This window comes from Sinorhizobium sp. P24N7, assembly GCF_042436655.1.
In the GTDB taxonomy this organism is placed as follows: domain Bacteria; phylum Pseudomonadota; class Alphaproteobacteria; order Rhizobiales; family Rhizobiaceae; genus Sinorhizobium; species Sinorhizobium meliloti_A.
In genome coordinates, this window is record NZ_JBHMIW010000013.1 from 74,465 (window position 1) to 96,788 (window position 22,324).

Consider the following 22,324-nt stretch of genomic DNA (forward strand, 5'->3'; position numbering starts at 1 on the left):
GAACGCCTCACACCGCGATCAATGCCGCGGCGACGGCCCGCGATTCCGCCAGCATTACGTTATAGGTCCGCACCGCCGCCCCCGTGCTCATCGGATCGGACGAGATGTTGGCGGCCCTGAGCGCCTCCTTCAGGTCTCCAGGCAAAGGACGGATTTCCCGGCCGGTGCCGACGAGCAGCACCTCGACGTCACGCGCCTCATCGAAGATGCGCTGGAATTTCGCGACCGCGAGCACGTCGCCTTCGGCAACGTCCCAGGCGTAGATACCGGAAGGCAACATCAGAACGGATCCGCGATGCGACATATCGGCGAAGCGGAAGCCGCCATTGCCGTAGGCGTCGACAGGCGCGCGTCCCGGAAAGTGCGCTTCGCGCATTTCGATCCCTTTTGCCATCACACCGCACCCTTTGCTTCCGTCTCCGACGAGGTATCCCGGTCCGCCGGGTCCTCCGTGCCTCCAAGACGATTGTTTCGGCGATTGAAGAGGATGAGCAGCGGTCCCGCGACATAGATCGAGGAAACGGTGCCCACAAGCACACCGAATATGAGTGTCGCGCTGAAGGACTGGACGAGACCACTGCCTCCGAACAGATACAGCGCAACGAGAGCAAGGAGCGTCGTCAAGGCGGTCAGGACGGTCCGCGACAGGGTCTGGTTGATCGACGTGTCGATCAGGACGGAAAGCGGCATCCTTCGATAGCGCACCAGATTTTCCCGGACTCGATCATAAATCACCATGGTGTCGCTCAGCGAGTAACATACGATCGTCAGCAGCGCTGCGATGCTGGCGAGATTGAATTCGATCCCGGTCACGACGAGGAACCCGAGCGTCAGCAGCACATCATGCAACGTCGCGACGATGGCTCCGACGGCAAATCGCCGGCCGAACCGAAGCCACACGTAAAGCAGCACGGCCAGCACGGCTGCGGCAACGGCGAGCGACCCTGCCCTCGTCAACTCGCCGGAAACCCCGGGGCCAACCACCTCGACACGGCGGAAGACATACTGATCCTCGAGTTCGGAGCGAACCAGCCCGACGGCCGTCTGCTCGGCATTGTCGCCGGCTTCCTGCGACGGGATACGGACGAGAACGTCTCGCGCCGATCCAAGTTCCTCGACTTGAACCTCTCCGAGGTTCAATTCATCGAGACGGGCACGGATGTCGGCACCATCGGCGACGCCGGTCCGTGCCCTCAATTCGATGACGGAGCCGCCCCTGAAATCTGCTCCCATGTTGAGCCCGAGGCTCGTCAGGAGAACCAGCGAAGCGAGCGACAATGCCGTCATCAGAATGAAGACCGGATTGCGGATCGCCATGAAACGGAAATCCGCCCGACTGAAAAATCCCGTCCGGATGCCGCGCGGCAGACGCCGCGGCAGGCGGCGGCGATACCACCCGCGAATGAGGCGGCGTGTCAGGCTGTGCGCCGTCAGAATGGTGGTGACGCTGCCGATGGCAAGCGTAACCGCAAAACCCCGAATGGCGCCCGACCCGAGATAGAGGAGGATTACGCCGGCGATGAAAATCGTCAGATTCGCGTCGACGATGCTCCTCAAGACGCGCTCGAATCCGTCGTCCAGCGCCCTTCGCAAGGGTTTGCCGCTGGTACGCGCTTCTTCCCTCAGCCGCTCATAGATGAGAACGTTCGAGTCGACCGCAATTCCGATCGTGAGGATGATCCCGGCAATTCCGGGCAATGTCAGCGTGGCGCCGGTGACGGACAGGACCGCGATGATCAGCACGACATTGACGATGACGGCAATGACGGCGACGACACCGAAGAAGCCGTAGAAGCCAATCATACAGGCTGCGACGGCAATGGCCGCGATCAGGCCCGCCGTGAGGCCGTTTGCCACGGCGTCGGCGCCGTCCTCGGGACCGACGGTACGCTCCTCGATGACGGTCAGCGAAACGGGAAGCGGGCCGGCACGCATCAGGGCGGCAAGGTCGTTCGCCCCGTCCTCCGAGAGATTTCCGGAAATCCGGACGCTATCACCGGAAAGCGCGCCGTCTAGAACGGACGTCGAGATAACCTGCCCGTCGAGCACGATCGCGAACTGCTTCCGTGGATCCGACTGCAGGACCGGCGCGATCCGTGCGGCAGCCCCGGCAGTAATCCTTGCATTGACGACAGGTTCGCTCGTTGCCGGATCGAAGCCCGGCTGCGCCTCGACGAAGTCCGGTGCCGCAGCAAAGGCGTGTCTCTCGACCAGGTAGGGTATTGGTGGATCGTCCAGCGAATAGAGGACCTCGGACCCCGCAGGCGGCCTCGTATCCACGGCCTGTTGTGCCGGCATCGAGGAATCCAGCCACTTCAGAGCGACATCTCCTCGCTGTCCGAGGAGATCCTTCAATCTTTGCGGCTCGTCCAGACCGGGGACCTGCACGCTCAGCCGGTCACCGCCGCGACGCTCTATGATCGGCACGACCGCGATGACTTCGCCGACCCGCCGGCGTACGACCTCGATGGACCGGGCGACGGCATCTGAGACCCTGAGATCTATGCCCTCGTCCGTCAGGCGAAGCCGAAGCGTGTCGCTGGTCGCGCTTCCCTCGTAGACCAGTTCCTGTATGGAACTCCCGAAAAATCCGCCCTGTCGAACGGGGGCGACCAACGCCTTCAGCGCGTCGCGTGCCGCTGGTGCTTTCGTTGCATCGCGGAGACGAAACTGCAGGCTCTGCCCGCTTCCTGACAGCCCCGTATAGCGGATATCCGCCTGTCTCAGGGCATCGGCGATCGTGTCGATGGTCGATTGCAGGCGCTCCGCGACGATGTCTTCGCGGCTGACCTTCAGGACGATATGGGAACCGCCCCTAAGATCGAGCCCGAGCGGCACCTGCCGATGCGGCAGCCAGATCGGCCAGTCGGCAAGCTGCTCTCTGGAAAGAAGATTAGGCAGTGCGAAGGCGAGGCCCGCAAGGACGACCAGCCAGATGAGAATGTTCTTGAACGGCGACAACCTGGGCATATTTCGAAATGCTCCATCCGCCGGTCTCTGCCGGTCGCGGCCCTTGCCCTAACCACGGTGATTTTGGCCTCGCGTCGCCCCAAAATCAAACCGTGATCGATGCCGATATCAAGCGCGGTATGCGGGCGAAAACCGCGCACGCTTCTTCACGTTCCCCGCGCCGGGGTTATTCCTTGACGGGCTCGCCCTTCACGCGAACTTCGGATACGCCGCTGCGCACAACGCGGACTTTGGTGCCCTCCGCGATCTCCACCTCGAGCTCCGTATCGTCGACGACCTTGGTCACCTTGCCGACGATGCCGCCGCCGGTGACGACCTGATCGCCGCGCCGGATGTTCTTCAGGAGCTCTTCGCGGCGCTTCATCTGCGCACGCTGCGGCCGGATGATCAGGAAATACATCACCACGAAAATCAGCAGGAATGGCAGGATGGACATCAGAATATCGGCGCCGCCGCCCCCAGGGGCCGCCGTCTGCGCGAAAGCTTCGGTAATAAACATCGATCACTCCTTGAGTTCAAATTGCGCGCTTGCCCCCGCGGCAAACCTGCCGGAATATAGGCAAACCGTCCCGTAACGCAAATCGTCGGTACACTTCCCCGTTTCTCCTGCCTCTGGCACAAATTCCGCAGCAGGAGAACCCCCTGGTTGCAGGCTGCCGGTCTTTTCCAGCGCAAACCGCCGTGCTACCGAGAAAAACGCCGCCGGCGGCAGCTTCAACGGATTCGACCGGAGGATGAACGTCGCGGCGATTCAAGGATTTGGGTTAAGCCGGCGCACGCCCGTTATCGCGCGGGTCGGCCGCTCATGTTCGAAATCCAGCCTGCCGGAGATAGGTGAAATGCCCGAAAGCAAGATCGACGTCCTGCTCAACGAAATACAGAAGCTTTCGGCCGCGATGGAGCGCATCGCCGGACCGGCATATGCCGTCAACGACTGGCATGAGGCGGAGTGTTTCGTCTGGGCACCGGCCACGCGCCACCTGCAGCCCGTCCCGAACCCGAATCGCATCGATCTCACACTCATTACCGGCGTCGACCACGTCCGCGACATTCTTTTCGACAACACGCTTCGCTTCGCTGACGGCTATCCGGCAAATAACGTGCTCCTCTGGGGCGCCCGCGGGATGGGCAAATCGTCGCTGGTCAAGGCCGTTCACGCAAAGGTCGCCCACGACACCGGAAGCGCACTCAAGCTCGTCGAAGTCCACCGGGAGGATATCGCCACCCTGCCGGTGCTGATGGAAATCCTGAAGGCGGCGCCGATGCCCGTGATCGTCTTCTGCGACGATCTCTCCTTCGATCACGACGATACCTCCTACAAGTCGCTGAAGGCGGTGCTCGACGGAGGCGTCGAGGGGCGGCCGGCAAACGTTCTGCTCTATGCGACGTCCAACCGCAGACACCTGCTTCCCCGCAACATGATGGAAAACGAGCAATCCACCGCCATAAACCCTTCGGAAGCCGTCGAGGAAAAGGTGTCGCTATCCGACCGCTTCGGGCTTTGGCTGGGTTTCTACAAATGCAGCCAGGACGACTATCTGGCGATGGTCGACGGATATGCGCGGTACTTCAAATTGCCTCTCGAGCCGGAAGCGCTGCATGCCGAGGCTCTTGAATGGGCCACGACGCGAGGATCGAGGTCCGGCCGCGTCGCATGGCAATTCATTCAGGATCTGGCCGGTCGTCTGCGCAGACAGCTCGACGCTCCTGCGTAATCGCGCTTGCCGTCTGCCGGCGTGATCGCAAAAGCGCCGCGTGTCTTGCCAGACACGCGGCGCTTTCGATTTGCGCATGAGCCAGGCACGGCCGGTGCCACGGCTTATTCCAGATAGGTCGCAGGGTTGACCGGGGTCGCATTCTTGCGCACCTCGAAGTGCACTTGTGGCCGGGTCGCTCTGCCTGTCATGCCGGAGGATGCGAGCGTCTGGCCGCGCTGGACTTTCTGACCGCGTTGAACCTTGAGTTCGGCAGCGTTGCCGTAAACCGTCACCGTACCGTCGTCGTGGCGCACCAGAACGGCATTGCCGAGTTCTTTCAGGCTGCTGCCCGAGTAGATCACGACGCCGTTCTCGGCTGCCTTGATGGGCGTCCCCTCCGGCACCGAAATGTTGATGCCATCGTTTCGGTTGCCGTCGACATTGGCGCCATAGCCAGCGACGACCGCGCCACGGACAGGCCAACGGTACTTTCCGATGCCGGTCGATTTCGGAAGATCCTCGTCACCATCCGACCGGATGGCAACCTCCGACACGCTCTCCTTGGCGGCAGGCGCCTTGGATTCGGTCAGCTTACCCTGCTCGGTCGAAGCCGCCTGGGCCTCGTTCTTCTTGGCCGAAACAGAAGCCGTGACCACCGCATCGGTCGCCGGCGTTTTCGCCGAGGCGCTCGGGATATTGAGTTTCTGCCCGATGCGGATGGCTTCTGTCGTAAGCCCGTTCGCCTGCTTCAGGGCAGCGACCGAAACGCCGTTCGCCTTGGCGATTCGGTTGAGCGAGTCGCCCGGCTTGACCGTATAGGCACCATTTCCACCGCCCTCGCCGGCGCTGTTGAGCTTGCCCGCCGCGACATCGCTGCGGCTTTCGCTCTTTTCACGCGACTGGGACTGGCCAGGGAGGATCGCCACCTCGCGCTGATCGGTCGGCAGCGGAGACGGACGCTTCTTGCCGCCCTCCACGTCGGCGATCGAACCCGATGCGGCCGCCTTTGCCGCGCTGCCTGCAGTACCGAACGCCGGAATGACGAGCCGCTGGCCCGGCTCTACCTGGCTTGCCGATTTCAGGCCATTCGCCTTCAGTATCTCCTTCTCGGGGACGCCGAAGCGTCTGGAGAGAACAGTAATCGTGTCGCCTTGACGGACCATGATGGTCGGCGCGTTGGAGGCGCTCCAGCCACCCTTGCTGGATATATCCTTGGCAGCCGCCGCCAGCGGCTCCGCCTTCGGGAGGGCAGCAGCCTGCGACGCGAGGGAGGCGGTCTGAACCTGCGGCTGCCGAGATGCGGCGGATGGTTCATCGAGGCTCGTGCGCTGAACGCTCATCGGCGTCGATGCGACACGGGCGCTGGATACCGGCGACGCCGCCGCCGTGTTGTAGCCTCCGTTGCCGCCGCCGGAGGGATAGGATTGACCGAGCGCTGCGTTGTTCCCGTAGGAGGGCGCCGCACCGCCGCTCGCGACATCGCCTCTCGGTACCGTGCTCGAGCCCTGCGGGATCGCACCCGTCATTATGTCGTCGGACCGCGAAAAGAGCCCGCCGAAGCGGCTGGCGTCAGAACTGCAACCGGTCGCTACACCCGCAAGCAAGATCGCCGCACAGAGACGGATCATGGACTTGCCTGCTTGGGGAGATACAAATTTACGCATGACGCTTTACCCACTCCGAACGCAACTCGCTGTAGAAGGATTAAAGCGCATTAGAGTTACCGCCCGGTTAAAGACGGCACCACTTTGGCGAAATGCTAACCATAGCCGCACCGAAGCGGGCGTTTTCCGGTCATACGTGCGCTGCGGAACCGGGATACGGATCGCCAGAGCACCTCCAGGAAAAGTGTGTAACGGTTTTCCGTGCGGAAGTGCGCAATTCGAAAAATGGCAGAGTGTTTCACTGTTTCAGCGAAACAGTGAGACACCCTATAGCAGCTCGGAATAAAGCCGTTCGATTTCCGTCATCGGTCTCGGCTCGGGCGCATTTACCTCATAGCTGATGTTGGACGCATCCCAGGCGAAAAAGACGCGCTCTGCCGGCGACATCGTGGTCGAGGCCGGCGAAGGGGCAATCTTGTCTTCTTCGAGAAACACGCTGACGAGGTTCTCGAATTTGGCATCTATGTCGAGGCCGCTGTCCGCATCATAGTCGAGCGAGCGCAGGCCCGCGACCGCCGCTTCGCGCGTCCCGAAATAGCGCAGGCTGTTCTGATCCTCCGGGCGAAGGCTGTCATAATAGTCGATGAAGGCCCGGTAATATGCCCTGTAGTCACCGGTTTCGGCGAGCTTGCCGAACGCCTGGTACTCGCGTGCCGCAAGTTGCGGCGAAAGACGATTGTTCCACTCGTCCTTCGTAAGCGGCGGCAATTTCTCAGGCGTTCTTCTGGCCCGGCCGAGATAGAGCAACGCGTCGGCGGACAGCGAAATGCGCGGTGTCGGGTCGACGAAGCCCGCAGGCGCAACCAGCGTCCCGCTCTCGCCTTTGTCCGCGGCAGCAGCCTGGTCGGCCGAACGCCCGGCGAGATTTCCCAAGCCATCACCGGACGCAGCGGCAGCGTTCAACCTGTTCTCGATCTGCATATGCCGTCTCCGTCTGTCGCATGACGACTGCGATGCGGAGCAAAGGCGTACTCCGCGTCATCTCATGCCGTCCCGGCCTGGATCACGATGATTTCAGGTCGGGTACCTAAAGAGGGAAGCTTGCGCGGGGCTGGAGCGGGTTAAGATTGTATTAACCCGCTTCCGGGAGGCGCACGCGATCACGATGTTCAGGTCGGGCCGGCCTAAAACATGAACGTCATCGATTCCAAGAAATTAGACTAAAGGAACGACGCTACCTGTGGGACGATCGGGAGGTAAGGCGCATCGAACAGGTCTTCCCGGTCGAAGCGGCTACCGGTGCGGTTGACGCGAACGATACGGCAATGCGTTTCGCTCATCATGATCGGCACCAACAGCGTGCCGCCGGAGACGAGATGATCGGAGAACGTCCGGGGAAGGCTGTTGAACGCGGCGGTAATGAGGATCCGGTCGAAGGTGCCCTCACCCGGCACTCCTGCGCTGCCATCGGCCTGGCGGACGACGACATTGCGCAGGCCCGCCTTCTCGAGGTTTTTCTGCGCCGATGCGACGAGTGTCTGGTATCGCTCGATCGTCAGTACGCGCTCGGCGATCCGCCCCATCACGGCCGCGGTAAAGCCGCTGCCGGTTCCGACCTCGAGTATACGCTGGCCAGGCTTAAGGTTGAGACAATGCAGGAGCCGCACGGCCATGTCGCAGCCCTCCATGAACGAGCCGCAATCGAGCGGAATCAGCCGCTTGGAGTAGACTTCGTCCTGGTATTGCGGCGGAGCGAAGAGCGTCCGCGGCGTCTGCTCCACAGCCTTCAGCAGCTCATGATTGACGATGCCGCCCGAGCGAAGCCGCAGCGCCATCGCTGCAAACCCCTCCTGCTGCGAAATTCGTCCGCTCAAGCGACACTTCCTTCCCGCAATGCCCGCGCGATGCGCTCCTGAGCGGCATGATCGGTCATGTCCAGTTTAAGCGGGGTTACCGAAATCCTGTTGTCTCGAAGAGCCCTGATGTCGGTGCCGGAACGGAAATCGCCGGCACGCTCGCCGAAACGGAGCCAGAAATAGGGAAAGCCGCGTCCGTCCGTGCGCTCGTCGATGCTGAGCCCGAATTCGAGCTTGCCCTGCGACGTGACTTCAACGCCCGCAACGGCATCGACGGCGCAGTTCGGAAAGTTCAGGTTGATAAGCGTTCCGTCCGGCAGATCGACTCCCATCAATGTGCGGATGAGCGCCGGTGCGTGCGTCTCTGCTACATCCCAGGGAACGTCGCGGCCAACGGCATATTGAAAGGCTTGGCTGAGTGCGATCGAGCGAATGCCCTGCAGCGTTCCCTCGATGGCGCCGGCCACGGTTCCGGAATAGGTGACATCGTCCGCAAGATTTGCGCCGACATTGACGCCGGAAAGGACGAGGTCGGGCTTGCGATCAAGAATCTTCTTGACCGCCATGATGACACAATCGGTCGGGGTACCCCGGAGCGCAAAGCGCCGTTCGGAAACCGGGCGCAGACGCAGCGGCTCCGAAAGCGTCAGAGAATGGGCAAGCCCGCTCTGGTCCACTTCCGGTGCCACCACCCAAACGTCGTCCGATATCGTCCGGGCGATCCGTTCCAGCACGGAGAGGCCCTCGGCGTGAATGCCATCGTCATTCGTCAACAGGATGCGCATTGCCGGTCTTCTTCCGCTTCATTCGTGCTTAGGCCGATTTCTCGATCCGCCGCAGGCCGCCCATATAAGGCACAAGGACGTCCGGCACCGTGATCGAGCCGTCGTCATTCAGGTAATTCTCGACAACGGCAATCAGCGCCCGGCCGAGCGCGACGCCGGATCCGTTGAGCGTGTGGACGAACTTCGTCCCCTTCTCTTCTTTCCCGCGGTAACGTGCGTTCATCCGACGGGCCTGGAAATCGCCGCAGACGGAGCAGGAGGAAATTTCGCGATAGGCGTCCTGCCCCGGCAACCAGACCTCGAGATCATAGGTCTTGCGCGCGCCGAACCCCATATCGCCGGTGCAGAGCGTCATGACGCGGTAGTGCAGGCCGAGGCGCTTGAGCACCTCCTCGGCACAAGCGGTCATGCGCTCGTGCTCGTCGATCGAACTTTCGGCGTCGGTGATCGACACCAGTTCGACCTTGTTGAACTGATGCTGGCGCAACATGCCGCGGGTGTCACGACCGGCGGAACCGGCCTCGGAGCGGAAGCACGGGGTCAGCGCAGTAAAGCGCAGCGGTAGTTTCTCACCGTCGAGAATATGATCCCGCACCATGTTCGTCAGCGGCACCTCCGCAGTCGGGATCAGCCAGCGCCCGTCGGTCGTGCGGAAGAGATCGTCGGAGAATTTCGGCAACTGGCCGGTGCCGTACATCGCATCGTCGCGGACGAGCAAGGGCGGCTGAACCTCGGTGTAACCATGCTCTGCGGTGTGCAGATCGAGCATGAACTGGCCGAGAGCCCGCTCGAGCCGGGCGAGCTGGCCCTTCAGGATGGTGAAGCGCGACCCGGCGATCCGGGCCGCTCCCTCGAAGTCCATCAGTCCCAGCGCCTCGCCGATCTCGAAATGCTCGAGAGGCTTGTGATTCCAGCCGGGCTTGGCGCCGACGACCCGCGTCACGACATTCGCGCTTTCGTCCGCGCCAACGGGCACGTCGTCGAGCGGCGTGTTGGGGATGCGCGACAGCGCGTCCGAGAGTTCGGCCTCGATCTGACGGCTTTCCTCTTCGGCCGCCGGCAACGCATTCTTGAGGTCGGCGACTTCGGCCTTGAGCCTGTCGGCCAGCTCGCTGTTCTTCTGGGCCATCGCCGCGCCGATCTCCTTCGACGCGGCATTGCGCCGCGACTGCATGTCCTGCAGGGACTGGAGGACCGCGCGGCGGCGTTCGTCAAGTGCGATCAGGGACGCCGACAATGGCTCCGCACCCCGTTTCGCCAGGGCGTCGTCGAGCCTGTCTGCATTCTCACGGATCCATTTGATATCGAGCATAGTCGTTCCACGCGTTAGTTGCTGCAGGACGTCGGAGCCGCTTACGGCGAAATCCTGCAGCGATTCAGAATGCCACAGCGCCCCTTGCGCGTGCGAGGAGCGAGGGCGCCGTGAACGGCGCAAGACGTCCGCGGTCAGCCCTTGGCGGGGTCAGCCGTCTCGGACGAGCTTTCCTGCTCAGAGGCAGCCTCGCGCTCCAGGGCCTCGGCAGCCCTTCGCCTTTCGACGATTCGCGCCGTGTAGATTGAAATTTCGTAGAGAAGGATGGCTGGCAGCGCAAGGCCGATCTGGGAAACCGGATCCGGCGGCGTCAGAACCGCTGCGACCACGAAGGCGATCACGATCGCGTATTTGCGCTTCTCGGCGAGCCCCTGGGCGGTGACGAAGCCGACACGCGCGAGGAGCGTCGTGATGACCGGCAACTGGAACACCAGACCGAAGGCGAAGACCAGTGACATGATGAGGCTGAGATACTCGGACACCTTCGGCAGGAGCTGGATCGCGACCTGCCCTTCGCCGCCGCCCTGTTCCATGGCGAGGAAGAACCACATGACCATCGGCGTGAAGAAGAAATAGACCAGCGCGCCGCCAAGCAGGAACAGGAGTGGCGAAGCGACCAGGAATGGCAGGAAGGCAGCGCGTTCGTTCTTGTAAAGGCCGGGTGCAACGAACCTGTACACCTGCGAGGCGATGACCGGAAATGCGATCACCAGCGCACCGAACATCGCAACTTTGATCTGCGTGAAGAAGAACTCCTGCGGCGCCGTGTAGATGAGCTCAACGTTGCGGTGGCTGAGTCCGGCCCAGCTCACGGCCCACTTGAACGGCAGAACAAGGAGGTTGAACAGCTGCTTGGCAAAATAGAAGCAGACGAGGAACGCCACGAAGAAAGCGCCCACCGCCCACATCAACCGCGTGCGCAGTTCGATCAGATGCTCGATAAGCGGCTGCGGCCGGTCCTCGATATCGCGGCTCATGCGTCACCTTTCTTGCGCGAAGCCGCGCGCGTCTTCGACTTGCTCGCAGCCGGCGCTTCGCCCGGCGCCTTGCGCGCCGGCGACTTCTTCGGCGCCGTTTCGCCTGCGGCCTTCTTCGTGACGGAAGCGCCCGACTTCTTCGATTGCGCTCTGGACTTCACGGCAGGTTCCGGTTCGCTCGCCTTCGGCGCGTCGGCGGCACGGTCCATCTGTCTCGATGCCGAGCTCACCGCTGCCGCCGCCACCTTATCCGTGGCTTTTGCCGCCGTTTCGCCGGCGGCGTCGGTACTGACCGGTTCGACCAGCGGTTCCGGCGTCGTGGAGGCTGGCGGCCTGTCGGGCGTGGTCGCCTTCTGCAGATCGGATTTGATCTCGTTACCGAGCTGCCGCAGCGGATTCATCGCATCCCGCAATGCCGCGGTCGGATTGAGGCTTTGCGCATCGCTGATCGTCTTGCGAACGTCGTCGAGATCGGCTTCGCGCAGCGCCTCGTCGAACTGCCGCCGAAAATCGGACGCCATCCCGCGCATCTTGGACGTCATCCGTCCAAACGCGCGCAGCATCGGCGGCAGGTCCTTCGGACCGACGACGATGATCAAGACGATTGCGATAACAACAAGCTCGGTCCAGCCGATATCAAGCATCCGACGCGCCCTAAAAACCCGTGATGCGGGCTACCGGGTGCCTGTCGCACCCAGCCCCGTCAGCTTCCGACCGTCAGCGGACTTCGTCAGATTTGTGGTCGACGGTCTTGCCGTCGATCGATTTGTCGGCCGAAGCGACCTCGTCGTCGCCCATGCCCTTCTTGAAGTTCTTGATGCCCTTGGCAACGTCGCCCATCAACTCGGGGATCTTGCCGCGGCCGAACAGCAGCAGAACCACCGCCAGAACGATCAGCCAATGCCAGATACTAAACGAACCCATCCACTTACTCCCTCGAGACCCTAAACAGATTAGAGCCCAGCACGTTGTCATTTTTCAGGCGCACCCTCCGGGCACGCCATCCTCTTGGCGGACCCTAAGGTGTTGAGGCGTCTTTTTCAAACACCAATATGTCGCGCTCGTTAACGGAAAGCGTGACGTCACGCAATCCTTGCGGCAGCAAATCGGCGCGGATGCGGGCGCGAACCGTGCGTTCGGACTGCGGCACGGCGAGTTCCAGAAGCTCCACGACGCCAAGGAAGCGCCGGGATACGATGCGTGCCGGAATTTCTCCACCGGTCTCGTCGAGCCGGATGCCGGAAAGACGCACGGCTACGCTCAGTGGCTGCCCTTCCGTATATTGCCCTGTTGCCACAACCCCCAGCGGCGTTTCGACATGACCGTCCCGCACGCGCGCATCGAAGACGTTAATTTCCGAGAAGAAGCCGGCAGTGAAGAGATCGCAGGGCCGGCGATAGAGCTCGTCCGCCGTGCCGACCTGCACCAGCCGACCGTCTTTCAGCAGTGCGATCCGGTCCGCCATACGCATCGCCTCTTCGGCGTCGTGCGTTACGACGATGGCGGTCGCGCGCGTCTCGCGCAGTATGGCCAGCGTGTCGGCGCGGATGGAATCCTTCAGGCGGGAATCGAGGCCGGAAAAAGGCTCGTCCATCAAAAGCACCGCCGGCCGCGGCGCAAGCGCACGGGCCAGCGCCACGCGCTGCTGCTCGCCACCTGAAAGGACATGCGGATACCGCTCGGCATAATGCAGAAGGCCGACCCTCTCCAGCGCGGCATCGGCCTGCAGCAATGCCTTCTTCTTCGGCAATTCGGTCAAGCCGAAACAGACGTTCTCACGGATGGTCATATGAGGGAAAAGGGCGAAGTCCTGGAACATCAGGCCGACGCCGCGTTGCTCCGGCGGAATGAAGATGGAAGGGCCGGATATTTCCTGTCCATTCAGCAGCAGACGCCCGCCCGTCTGCTTCTCTATGCCCGCGGCGATGCGCAACAGCGTTGTCTTGCCGGAGCCGGAAGGTCCGAGCAGGCAGAGCACTTCGCCGGCCTCGGCCTTGAGCGAAACACCCTTGATCGTTTCCTTGGAATGATACCGATGGCTGATATTCTCGAATGCCAGGTTCGCTGCGAACGACACACCCGAGCGCCTCGTCATCGTGACGGCGCCGCTACGCGCATCTGAAACCATGCTTGCATTCCTCGACCCGAAGATCCGGCTCTAACCTAAAGCCGATATCCATACTCAGGATTTTTAATCGTCTTCTTCAGCCTTCGGTGTCAAGAGGCCCAGTTCTTCGAGGTCCATCTGCGTGATGGGATCCTCGTTTTCGGCAAACTCGTCGTCGCCGATCGGAACCGGAATGTTCAGATTCGAAGGGACACGCCCGGACAGCAGGCCGGCCCCCTTCAGCTCCTCGATGCCCGGCAGGTCGCGGATCTCTTCGAGGCCGAAATGATCGAGAAAGTCTCTCGTCGTGCCGAACGTCACCGGACGTCCGGGCGTGCGTCTGCGACCGCGGAACCGCACCCATCCCGCCTCCATCAGCACGTCGAGGGTACCCTTCGAGGTCTGGACCCCGCGGATATCCTCGATCTCTGCCCGCGTCACCGGCTGGTGATAGGCGATGATCGCCAGCACCTCGAGCGCCGCGCGCGACAGTTTGCGGACCTCCTGCTCCTCCGTATTGACGACGAAGGACAGATCCGCGGCAGTGCGGAAGGCCCAATGATCGGCGACCTGAACCAGGTTGACGCCGCTACCGGCATATCGGTTCTTGAGCCGCGCCATAACGCTTGCGACGTCGACGCCGCGCGGCAGGCGGCCGGCAATATAGGTTTCTGAAACCGGTTGGGCCGAGGCAAATACAAGGGCCTCGGCGATCCGCTCCGCTTCCTGCTCGAGCCTCGGATCGAAAGAGAATTCTTCCTCGTAATCCTCGTCACCCGGCACGAATTTCTGGGCTTCAGCCACGTGCCGCCTCCATCTCCGCCAAGGTTGCTGCATCGATCGGATTTGGCCCGCGCCGCAGATAGATCGGCGTGAAAGCGCCCTCCTGTCGGATTTCCAACCGCCCCTCGCGCACCATTTCGAGTGAGGCCGCAAAGGAGCTCGCAATCGCCGTCGCGCGCTCCTTTGGGCTTGTCATGTAGCGGATCAGGAAATGGTCGAGCGCGGTCCAGTCGTCAAGACTGCCGACCATTCTCGCCAGGATCAAACGGGCATCGCCGAGCGACCAGACATGCCGCTTCTCGATCGTCACCTGGGTTATGGCCTGACGCTGCCTGAGCGTCGCATAGGCGGTCAGCAGGTCGTAGAGCGAGGCGTCATAATCGGACTTCCTCTCCGTGACGATGTGTTCGGGCGCGCCGCGCACGAAAATGTCCCGGCCGAGGCGGTTTCTGTTCACGAGTTTCGTCGCGGCGTCGCGCATCGCCTCCAGACGTTTCAGGCGGAATGCAAGCGCCGAGGCCATCTCCTCGCCCGAGGGGCCTTCATCCTTTGCCGGCTGGGGGATGAGCAGGCGTGACTTGAGGTAGGCAAGCCACGCCGCCATGACGAGATAGTCGGCGGCAAGCTCGATACGAATAGACCGTGCCCGCTCGACGAAGGCGATATATTGTTCCGCAAGCGCCAGCACCGAGATGCGGGAAAGATCGACGCGCTGGCTGCGCGCGAGGTGCAGCAAGAGGTCCAGCGGACCTTCGAAGCCGGCGATGTCGACGACGAGCTCGTCCTCGTGCAATCCGCGACGGGCAGACTCGTCCTGCCACAAAGGCTCCATCGGCGCCTTCGCGGAAGGCATTTCCTGCCTTTCGTCCGATTTGCTCACGCACCCTGCCCTTTCAGCAACGGATCCGCGCGCCCGGCTCGAGAGCCTAGGCGAGCGCGAACATTGCGTTGAATTCCGCGCGCAGTTCAGCTTCGACTGCGTCGTCCGGTTCCCGGAAAGCGGCCTCGGCAGCCCTCGCCCGGCGGAGCCTCTCGCCGGAGAGAACCGGAACGACATCTGCCACGGCCTTCATTTCTTCCATAATGCCATGACAATGCAAGACGAGATCAAGACCGGCCGCGATTATTCCGCCGGCACGTGCAGTCATGTCGCCGGCAAGCGCATTCATGGAAACGTCGTCGGACATCAGCAGGCCGTCGAAGCCGATGTGGCCCCGGATGATCTCGCTCACGACCTTCGCAGAGGTCGTCGCCGGGTTGTCCGGGTCGATAGCAGTGAAGACCATGTGCGCCGACATGGCCATCGCTTCGTCTTTCATGGCCGCGAAGGGCAGAAAATCGCTGCTCTTCAACTCATCGATACCGGCGCTGACGACCGGCAGGTTGTGATGCGAGTCGACGAAGGTCCGGCCGTGACCGGGCATGTGCTTCATCACCGGCAACATGCCGCCCGCCTTCAAACCTTCGCTCATCGCGCGACCGATCGCGGTTACCGTCGCCGGGTCATGCCCATAGGCACGATTGCCGATGACGTCATGGCTGCCGGGTACCGGCACATCGAGTACCGGCAGGCAATTGACCGTGATGCCGAAGCGCATCAGGTCGAAGGCATGCAGACGCCCCATGACCCATGCGGCACGCAGGCCCCGTTCCCTGTCCCGCCGATAGATTTCGCCGATCGCCGCGCCGTTCGGATATTGCTGCACGAGCGGCGGGCGTATGCGCTGAACGCGACCGCCCTCCTGATCGATCAATACCGGAGCCCGGGGGTTGCCGATGCTGTCACGCAGGCTCGCCACCAGGTCGCGGATCTGCTCTTCCTCGCCGATATTGCGTCCGAAGAGAATGAAACCCCATGGGCGCTCGCCCGCAAAGAAATCGCGTTCTTCCTGCGTCAGCGTAAGGCCCTTGCAGCCGGATATGAATGCTTTTGATTCGCTCATACGAAAAGCATACTGCATGTTTCCCTAAAGCGTAGCCGACTTGGCCATATAAACGTGCGGCAATCCCGCAACGAAAACGGGCGCGGCATCCCTGCCGCGCCCGATTCTTGTTTTCTCTTCTCAGGCTTATTTCGTTACCAGGCAGCTTCCGCCGGCGCTTTTATAGCGAGAGCAAAGCGAATTGGCCTCCTCGCGCGAACCGACGGGGATCCTGACCCGGTAATAGGTGCCCTTGCCAGCAATCTCCGCCTTGCGGATGTCCACCCCGCGACCGCCGATCACGTTCGCGAACTTCGAGGAGAGATTGTTGTAGCTCTTCTGCGCCTCGGCTTCCGAAGGCAGAGAGGCAATCTGGATCACGTAGCTGCCGGCAGGAACCGAAGCCGTCGCCAGCGGTGCGGCTGCCGTTTCGGTTGCAGGCTGGCTTTCCGCGGGGGCAGCGACGGGAGCAGCGGCCTGCGGCTGAGCGGCCGGGCGTGCCTGCGGCAGCGCGGTCGTCTTTACGCTTCGAACGGGCGTGGCCCCTTCGGAGGCTGCAGCGAGCTGATCCGGCTGCGCGGCAGCCGTTGCTTCGGCTTGTGAACCGGCGGCAATGGCTTCACCGGACGCACGGGCCGGGATCGGCGCCGCACCGCCGGCTGTTGCCGCCGCGCTTTCCGGTTGCGGAGCCGGTTCCTCACGGGGGACAAGCGTACCGTCCGGCTTGACGATCATGGTGCGGACCTTGCGCGGTGCAACGGCGGGAACCGCTTCCTCTTCATCGGCGGCATTCCCGGCATCGGTCCCCGGCAGCAAGCGGGCGACCTCGTCGTCGTCGGCGGGCGAAGCACCCGGCAACGTCTCAACGTCTCCACGTCCCTCGAGCGGCAAAGTCTCCGGCGTCAGCGTCCGCTGCACCACGTCCATCGGCTCCTCCGTCGAGGAGACCAGGCTCTGCTGGAGCGGCGCCTTGCCCGAGACGCCGGCAACGCGGTCATAAACCGCCTTGTCCTGGTTCGGCACAGTCTTGCCGCCCTTCTCCTCGGGCACGACCTTCACCGGCGCCTTGTCCGCCAGGATGATCTTCGGACCATCGCCGGAAAGCACCGCGTTGCTGCCGCCCATCCAGGCGTAGACGGCGGCGCCGCCGACGATGATGATGCCGGCAACGCTGGCAGCCAGCAACATCGAGCGCTGGGACCGCCGGCCATAACCGTCTTCTCGATATTCCTCGGACTGAGCATGGGGCATCGCCGTCATGCGCTCGGCTTCCTGCGTTGCGCTCCGGCGCTCCGCCATCGATCGCTGGAAGTCTTCCTCCATCGCCTTCTCGAACTCGTCGAAATCATCGGCCGGTGCGAATGCAGGATCCGCTTTTTCCGCCGATGCAGCCACGGGTTCGAGGTTTGCGCCGTTCTTGGCAGCAGGCGCCGGCGCGCTGAAAAGCTGCGCCATCTCGGCGTCGATATCCAGATCGTAATCGGCCGGATAAGCCGCTGCTTTTTCCTCCGCCTCGACCGGAGGGAGCTGTGGAACGTCCAGTTCGCCGATCGGTGCGACACCGCTTTCGGTCTCGCCGATCATCGCCGGGTCGAAAGGCAAGGCTACGTCGACGGATGGCTTTTCGGGCTCCACCGGCACAGGCATGTCCCGCGACGATACCGGCGCTTGATGGACGAATGTCTCCGGCTCGCGTGGCGCGCCCATAGCCTGCAGATAAGGCTGCGCAGGCGTTTCCACGAGCGCCGGGTGCGCTACGGCGGCCTGCGTAGCGACAATGCTCGCCGGCGCATCGGCAACCGGGCTGTCCGCAAGATCGAGGTCGAGCGCTATGTCGGCCAGTTCGAGTTCGAAGTCCTCGATGTCGAAGCTCGGCTCGACTTCCGCTTCCGGCATCCTGTTTTCGGGCACCTGAGGCGCTGCTTCCGCACGCATCTCGGGCGCTCGTTCCGGCGACAGGCTCTGAACGACGACCGCCGGGCTTGTGGCAGCCGGGCTTGCGACAGCCGTCTCGACGGTCGGCGTGGCAAAAGCCCGCTGCTGCGAGACGCCGCCTGACGACGCGACCGGCGTCGCGCGGCTGAACGTCGGAGTAAAAGGATAGTTGTTCTTCTTCACGGCCGCCGGAGCGGGCCGATCCTGCGTTTCGGCCACTGCCGGGGCAGCGACTTCGGCGGCGGCAGGCACCGGAAAACGTTCGACATCGGTCAGGAGCCGGTCGGCGTCAGTGGAAGCCGACGGTTGCGACGGCATTTCCGGCGGCGCGACGGCAATGTCCGTAAGCTCGTTGCTCTCGACCGCACCGGCGAGATCGCCGGCCATGTCGACATAGACGGGCTCTGCAAGCCCGGCCTGCTCGGCGAGTTTGCCGGCTACGGCCAGCTTGGCGGAAAGCGGCTCCTGCCAGTCGGAGAAGATAGGAACGTCGCTTACGCCGGCAGGCACCACATCCGGCTGGGCGGCGTCGGTCGCATCCGGCGACGCATCGTAGCCAAGCGACAATTCGAGCTCGCGCTCCAGGTCGACGGCCGGTTCGTCATGGGACGCTACGGCGACCGCAGCCAGATCCTCGTTCGACGTGCGTTCCACCGGGGTCTCGATCGAAGGCGACGCAGCGGCCTCGGCGACCCCCTCGGGGGCCGGAGCGACATCGGTGACGACTGCATTCCGAGCGACCTGTTCGTCGAAGACAGAGTGCGGGCCATCGGTCGACACTGGGGCAGACGGATGTTCGACAAGGCCGCTATCGGGCCGAACAGGCGCTGCATGGGGCGTATCGTAGCTATCGAACGCGCGGAGGAGCTCCTCCTCGAGATCGAAGGCCGGCTCGCGCCGCATCGCCTCCTGGTGGCGCTGAAGTTCCTGCAGTTGCTGAACGGCTGGCCGAGCATCGTAACCGACAATGCGGGCAAGTTCGCTCAACGGATCATCATCGGCCAATGGTTCGAATTCTGCCGGCCCGCTTCGTGCGAATTGTTTGTCTGCCATACTCTCCACTCACAACTGCCTGCGTTGAATTGCCAGTGCATTGTGGGGAATTGGTGACACGACTTACCGCATCTCATCCGGTGCAGAAGTGCCTGTGATCGACAGGCCTGACTTCAATACCGAGGCGACAGCATGCACCAGCCCGAGTCTGGCAATGCTTAATTCTCTATTCTTATCGTTAACAAAACGTAATTCCGGGTTTTCCTTACCTTTGTTCCAGTGTCCGTGGAAGACCGCGGCAAGATCATACAGGTAAAAAGCGATCCGGTGAGGCTCGTGCGAGAGTGCTGCCGCCTCCACCACGCGGGGATATTCTGCAAGCTTGGCGACGAGCTGCATTTCGGTGGGGTCGACAATCGCGCCGGCCGCGCCCGCGAGATCGACGGAGGACAGATCAAGATCAGGGAATGCTTCCGCAGCCTGGCGGAAAACGGAACGGCAGCGCGCGTGAGCGTATTGCACGTAGAAAACCGGGTTGTCCTTCGACTGTTCCGTCACCTTTGCGAAGTCGAAGTCGAGCGGCTCGGAGCTCTTGCGGTAAAGCATCATGAACCGCACGGGATCGCGCCCGACTTCGTCGACGACATCGCGCAGCGTCACGAAATCGCCCGAACGCTTGGACATCTTCACGGGCTCGCCGTTGCGATAGAGCTTCACGAGCTGGCAGAGCAGCACCGTCAGCTTCGCCGATCCGCCGGAGATCGCACGCGCCAGTGCCTCCAGCCGCTTGACGTAGCCGCCATGGTCGGCGCCGAGCACATAGATCATCTCGTGGAAGCCACGATCGAACTTGTCCTTGAAGTAAGCAACATCGGCCGCGAAATAAGTATAACTGCCATCGGACTTGATCAGCGGGCGATCGATGTCGTCGCCGACCTCGGTCGAGCGGAAGAGCGTCTGCTCCCTATCTTCCCAGTCTTCCGGCAGCTGCCCCTTCGGGGGCGGCAGCGTGCCCTTGTAGACGTGACCCTTGAAGGTCAAATCGTTGATGGCCGTGCGGATCCGCGCCGCACCGTTGTCGTGCAGGGCGCGCTCGGAAAAGAACACGTCATGGTTGACGTTGAGCGCCGCCAGATCCTCGCGGATCATCGCCATCATCGCGTCGATGACACGCTCCTTGACGAGCGGCACCCATTTGTCCTCCGGCATGATCCGGAGGCTCGTGCCGTACTCGTCCGCGAGCGCCTCGCCCACCGGCACGAGATAGTCGCCTGGGTAAAGCCCCGCCGGAATTTCGGCGATATCCTCGCCGAGCGCCTGGCGGTAGCGCAGGAATGCCGAGCGGGCGAGCACCTCGATCTGCGAGCCCGCGTCGTTGATGTAGTATTCCTTGGTCACGTCATAGCCCGCAAAGGCCAGCAGGTTGGCGAGCGCGTCACCGACGACCGCGCCGCGGCAATGACCGACATGCATCGGCCCCGTCGGGTTGGCCGAGACATACTCCACGTTGATCTTGCGTCCGGCGCCGGACGTGCTGCGTCCGTAATCGACGCCGGCACGCGTGACGGCTGCCAGAAGCTTCTGCCAATAGGAAACCGACAGGCGGACATTGATGAAACCGGGACCGGCAACCGAAACGCCGGCAACCTCCGGATCCTGCCCGAGCTTTTCGACGATCAGTTCCGCAAGCGCGCGCGGGTTCATGCCAAGGGGCTTGGCGAGCACCATGGCGGCATTGGTCGCCACATCGCCGTGACTTGCATCGCGCGGCGGCTCTACATTGATGCGCCCGAAGTCCAGCTCGGATCGCTTTTCACGAATGATCTCAATCGATTCCAGAATTCTGTTAATTCTTGCTTCGAAGTCTGTGAAAAGGTTCATCTAATCCGTCCGCTTTTTCCAGCCACACTGGAGAATGGCGCAAATTCAAAGGAGGCCGGGTCCATCGAGAACCTGCAGCCTCCACGCGGGGGCGTCACTAGCGCAAATCAGGCGTATGGTCAAACAAGCGCCTATGCACGCTTATCGCGAAAGTGTCGGTCATACCGGCGAGGTAATCGCCGACGTGGCGCGCCCGGGCCGGCACCGCCATACCGGCGATTTGGTCGATCCAGTAATGCTCCTTCATCAGCGACGGATCGTGCATGAAGGCCCGGTAGAGGTCCGTCACGATCGATGCCGCTCCCTTTCGTACCCGCATGACCTCCGGATGCCGATAGATGCGCGTCATGAGCAGATTCTTGATCTGGCGGTCCGTCTCGCCCATCTCATCCGAGAAGGTTGCCATTACCCTGCCCGCGCATCGCACGTCTTTCGCGCTTTCCGGCCGGACTTCACCGAGCCTTTTCTGCGCCACGGCGATGACGTCCTCCACCATGGCGGTGATCTGCCGCCGCATGATCTCATGCGTGAACCGGCTGCTTTCAAGGCCTGGATAGCGGTCGTGAACCTCGCGCATCAACCGGGCGAGAAACGGTATCTCTTCCAGCATTTCGAAAGTGAGATAGCCGGCACGCAGACCATCGTCGATATCGTGGGTATTATAGGCGATATCGTCGGCAATTGCCGCCACCTGCGCCTCGAGGCTCGCAAAGCTCGCAAGCTCGAGGTCGTGAAGCGCGCAGTAATCGAGAATCGGCTGCGGAACGGGGCCGCGAAGGCCCTGCCCGTCTGCCGTCATCAGCGGGCCGTTGTGTTTGACGAGCCCTTCGAGACTCTCCCAGGTGAGATTGAGGCCGTCGAACTCCGCATAGCGCCGCTCCAGCTTGGTGACGATGCGCAGCGACTGGGCGTTGTGATCGAAGCCGCCATAGGGCTCCAGCACCTCGTGCAGTGCGTCCTCGCCGGTGTGCCCGAACGGCGTATGGCCGAAATCATGGACGAGCGCCACCCCCTCGGCGAGATCCTCGTCCAGTTTCAAGGCCCTGGCGAGGGCGCGAGCGATCTGGGCGACTTCGATCGTATGCGTGAGCCGCGTGCGGTAATGGTCTCCGTCGGCGGCAATGAAGACCTGCGTCTTGTGCTTCAGCCGCCGGAAGGCCGTGGTATGAACGATGCGGTCGCGGTCGCGTTGGAAATCGGAACGTGTGGGGCTCGATGCCTCGGGATACAGTCTGCCGCGGGAAGCCCAGGGGTTCGATGCATAAGCTGCGTGTTCACCGTAACCGAAACCAAGGGCCTGCCTGTCGACTGTCATTTCACACCTGCGCGCGTCATCCCATTGACGGGACATTCAAGCCTTCATACCTATAGAAAGCGCTACAGGAAAGCGACGCCGGCCGGCGACTCCGTCCCCTCGGGGCGGAACAACGGCTTGCGGCAGCCTGAAGATCGCCTGTCACGGCATGCGATTATAGCGTCAGAGCGAAGACGAATCTCTCCGG

General features: G+C 62.5%; 19 protein-coding genes. 1 reads left to right on the forward strand and 18 read right to left on the reverse strand.

All coding sequences use genetic code 11. The annotated features are described in order from the left end of the window. Positions 1-7 precede the first annotated feature (7 nt). From ACFHWW_RS22290 to yajC, 3 genes are all read right to left on the reverse strand, one after another. Positions 8-394, reverse strand: coding sequence for an Mth938-like domain-containing protein (locus ACFHWW_RS22290; RefSeq protein WP_003529512.1), 387 nt, complete (start codon positions 392-394; stop codon positions 8-10). After that, the gene (secDF, locus tag ACFHWW_RS22295) at positions 394-2,970 is read right to left on the reverse strand and encodes a protein translocase subunit SecDF (RefSeq protein ID WP_379940872.1); all 2,577 of its coding nucleotides are present in this window, start codon (positions 2,968-2,970) and stop codon (positions 394-396) included. The genes ACFHWW_RS22290 and secDF overlap by 1 nt, the downstream gene beginning before the upstream one ends. 166 nt (positions 2,971-3,136) lie before the next feature. Further along, positions 3,137-3,469, reverse strand: coding sequence for a preprotein translocase subunit YajC (yajC, locus tag ACFHWW_RS22300; protein ID WP_011975343.1), 333 nt, complete (start codon positions 3,467-3,469; stop codon positions 3,137-3,139). A 340-nt stretch (positions 3,470-3,809) separates the two neighbouring features. Between yajC and ACFHWW_RS22305 the strand changes: the two genes are divergently transcribed. Beyond that, positions 3,810-4,685: an ATP-binding protein gene (locus ACFHWW_RS22305; RefSeq protein ID WP_100674024.1), complete on the forward strand. Its 876-nt coding sequence runs from the start codon at positions 3,810-3,812 to the stop codon at positions 4,683-4,685. A 104-nt stretch (positions 4,686-4,789) separates the two neighbouring features. Here the strand turns inward: ACFHWW_RS22305 and ACFHWW_RS22310 are convergent, their stop codons facing one another. From ACFHWW_RS22310 to ACFHWW_RS22380, 15 genes are all read right to left on the reverse strand, one after another. Beyond that, positions 4,790-6,331, reverse strand: a complete 1,542-nt coding sequence (locus tag ACFHWW_RS22310) for a LysM peptidoglycan-binding domain-containing protein (protein ID WP_379940875.1) — start codon at positions 6,329-6,331, stop codon at positions 4,790-4,792. Positions 6,332-6,598: 267 nt separating this feature from the next. Then, the gene (locus ACFHWW_RS22315; RefSeq protein WP_379940877.1) at positions 6,599-7,252 is read right to left on the reverse strand and encodes a biotin biosynthesis protein BioC; all 654 of its coding nucleotides are present in this window, start codon (positions 7,250-7,252) and stop codon (positions 6,599-6,601) included. A gap of 239 nt (positions 7,253-7,491) precedes the next feature. Further along, positions 7,492-8,145: a protein-L-isoaspartate(D-aspartate) O-methyltransferase gene (locus ACFHWW_RS22320; protein WP_100674027.1), complete on the reverse strand. Its 654-nt coding sequence runs from the start codon at positions 8,143-8,145 to the stop codon at positions 7,492-7,494. After that, positions 8,142-8,912 (reverse strand): 5'/3'-nucleotidase SurE, encoded by a 771-nt coding sequence (gene surE, locus ACFHWW_RS22325; protein ID WP_102762919.1) that lies wholly within the window; start codon positions 8,910-8,912, stop codon positions 8,142-8,144. Before surE ends, ACFHWW_RS22320 begins: the two co-directional genes overlap by 4 nt. 28 nt (positions 8,913-8,940) lie before the next feature. Continuing rightward, positions 8,941-10,224, reverse strand: coding sequence for a serine--tRNA ligase (serS, locus tag ACFHWW_RS22330; RefSeq protein WP_379940880.1), 1,284 nt, complete (start codon positions 10,222-10,224; stop codon positions 8,941-8,943). Between the two features lie 134 nt (positions 10,225-10,358). After that, complete coding sequence (tatC, locus tag ACFHWW_RS22335; RefSeq protein ID WP_379940882.1) at positions 10,359-11,201, reverse strand: twin-arginine translocase subunit TatC; 843 nt, start codon at positions 11,199-11,201, stop codon at positions 10,359-10,361. Next, positions 11,198-11,845, reverse strand: coding sequence for a Sec-independent protein translocase protein TatB (gene tatB, locus ACFHWW_RS22340; RefSeq protein WP_100674030.1), 648 nt, complete (start codon positions 11,843-11,845; stop codon positions 11,198-11,200). Before tatB ends, tatC begins: the two co-directional genes overlap by 4 nt. 73 nt (positions 11,846-11,918) lie before the next feature. Further along, positions 11,919-12,125 carry a twin-arginine translocase TatA/TatE family subunit gene (locus ACFHWW_RS22345; protein ID WP_003534564.1) on the reverse strand — a complete coding sequence of 69 codons (207 nt, stop codon included), beginning with the start codon at positions 12,123-12,125 and terminating at the stop codon, positions 11,919-11,921. A 94-nt stretch (positions 12,126-12,219) separates the two neighbouring features. Then, positions 12,220-13,329 carry an ABC transporter ATP-binding protein gene (locus ACFHWW_RS22350; RefSeq protein ID WP_275597998.1) on the reverse strand — a complete coding sequence of 370 codons (1,110 nt, stop codon included), beginning with the start codon at positions 13,327-13,329 and terminating at the stop codon, positions 12,220-12,222. A gap of 63 nt (positions 13,330-13,392) precedes the next feature. Continuing rightward, a complete protein-coding gene (gene scpB / locus ACFHWW_RS22355; RefSeq protein ID WP_100674032.1) occupies positions 13,393-14,112 on the reverse strand; it encodes an SMC-Scp complex subunit ScpB in 720 nt (239 codons plus the stop codon). Then, on the reverse strand, positions 14,105-14,944 hold the full coding sequence (locus ACFHWW_RS22360; protein WP_164867107.1) for a ScpA family protein: 840 nt from the start codon (positions 14,942-14,944) through the stop codon (positions 14,105-14,107). Before ACFHWW_RS22360 ends, scpB begins: the two co-directional genes overlap by 8 nt. A 73-nt stretch (positions 14,945-15,017) precedes the next feature. Then, on the reverse strand, positions 15,018-16,052 hold the full coding sequence (nagZ, locus tag ACFHWW_RS22365) for a beta-N-acetylhexosaminidase (RefSeq protein WP_100674033.1): 1,035 nt from the start codon (positions 16,050-16,052) through the stop codon (positions 15,018-15,020). Positions 16,053-16,160: 108 nt separating this feature from the next. Beyond that, entirely contained in the window at positions 16,161-19,001 is a 2,841-nt protein-coding gene (locus tag ACFHWW_RS22370; protein WP_379940885.1) for an SPOR domain-containing protein, read from the reverse strand. 63 nt (positions 19,002-19,064) lie between these two features. Continuing rightward, positions 19,065-20,822 (reverse strand): arginine--tRNA ligase, encoded by a 1,758-nt coding sequence (argS, locus tag ACFHWW_RS22375; protein WP_275598003.1) that lies wholly within the window; start codon positions 20,820-20,822, stop codon positions 19,065-19,067. A 97-nt stretch (positions 20,823-20,919) separates the two neighbouring features. Beyond that, positions 20,920-22,137: a deoxyguanosinetriphosphate triphosphohydrolase gene (locus ACFHWW_RS22380; RefSeq protein ID WP_275600024.1), complete on the reverse strand. Its 1,218-nt coding sequence runs from the start codon at positions 22,135-22,137 to the stop codon at positions 20,920-20,922. Between the last annotated feature and the right edge of the window lie 187 nt (positions 22,138-22,324).

What these genes read in the sequence shown, in the direction of transcription:
- ACFHWW_RS22310 (WP_379940875.1), bottom strand. Translation starts at nt 6,331, where the DNA reads ATGCGTAAATTTGTATCTCCCCAAGCAGGCAAGTCCATGATCCGTCTC.
- secDF (WP_379940872.1), bottom strand. Translation starts at nt 2,970, where the DNA reads ATGCCCAGGTTGTCGCCGTTCAAGAACATTCTCATCTGGCTGGTCGTC.
- ACFHWW_RS22350 (WP_275597998.1), bottom strand. Translation starts at nt 13,329, where the DNA reads ATGGTTTCAGATGCGCGTAGCGGCGCCGTCACGATGACGAGGCGCTCG.
- ACFHWW_RS22370 (WP_379940885.1), bottom strand. Translation starts at nt 19,001, where the DNA reads ATGGCAGACAAACAATTCGCACGAAGCGGGCCGGCAGAATTCGAACCA.
- ACFHWW_RS22380 (WP_275600024.1), bottom strand. Translation starts at nt 22,137, where the DNA reads ATGACAGTCGACAGGCAGGCCCTTGGTTTCGGTTACGGTGAACACGCA.
- tatC (WP_379940882.1), bottom strand. Translation starts at nt 11,201, where the DNA reads ATGAGCCGCGATATCGAGGACCGGCCGCAGCCGCTTATCGAGCATCTG.
- nagZ (WP_100674033.1), bottom strand. Translation starts at nt 16,052, where the DNA reads ATGCAGTATGCTTTTCGTATGAGCGAATCAAAAGCATTCATATCCGGC.
- yajC (WP_011975343.1), bottom strand. Translation starts at nt 3,469, where the DNA reads ATGTTTATTACCGAAGCTTTCGCGCAGACGGCGGCCCCTGGGGGCGGC.
- tatB (WP_100674030.1), bottom strand. Translation starts at nt 11,845, where the DNA reads ATGCTTGATATCGGCTGGACCGAGCTTGTTGTTATCGCAATCGTCTTG.
- ACFHWW_RS22345 (WP_003534564.1), bottom strand. Translation starts at nt 12,125, where the DNA reads ATGGGTTCGTTTAGTATCTGGCATTGGCTGATCGTTCTGGCGGTGGTT.
- surE (WP_102762919.1), bottom strand. Translation starts at nt 8,912, where the DNA reads ATGCGCATCCTGTTGACGAATGACGATGGCATTCACGCCGAGGGCCTC.
- ACFHWW_RS22305 (WP_100674024.1), top strand. Translation starts at nt 3,810, where the DNA reads ATGCCCGAAAGCAAGATCGACGTCCTGCTCAACGAAATACAGAAGCTT.
- ACFHWW_RS22360 (WP_164867107.1), bottom strand. Translation starts at nt 14,944, where the DNA reads ATGCCTTCCGCGAAGGCGCCGATGGAGCCTTTGTGGCAGGACGAGTCT.
- argS (WP_275598003.1), bottom strand. Translation starts at nt 20,822, where the DNA reads ATGAACCTTTTCACAGACTTCGAAGCAAGAATTAACAGAATTCTGGAA.
- serS (WP_379940880.1), bottom strand. Translation starts at nt 10,224, where the DNA reads ATGCTCGATATCAAATGGATCCGTGAGAATGCAGACAGGCTCGACGAC.
- ACFHWW_RS22315 (WP_379940877.1), bottom strand. Translation starts at nt 7,252, where the DNA reads ATGCAGATCGAGAACAGGTTGAACGCTGCCGCTGCGTCCGGTGATGGC.
- ACFHWW_RS22290 (WP_003529512.1), bottom strand. Translation starts at nt 394, where the DNA reads ATGGCAAAAGGGATCGAAATGCGCGAAGCGCACTTTCCGGGACGCGCG.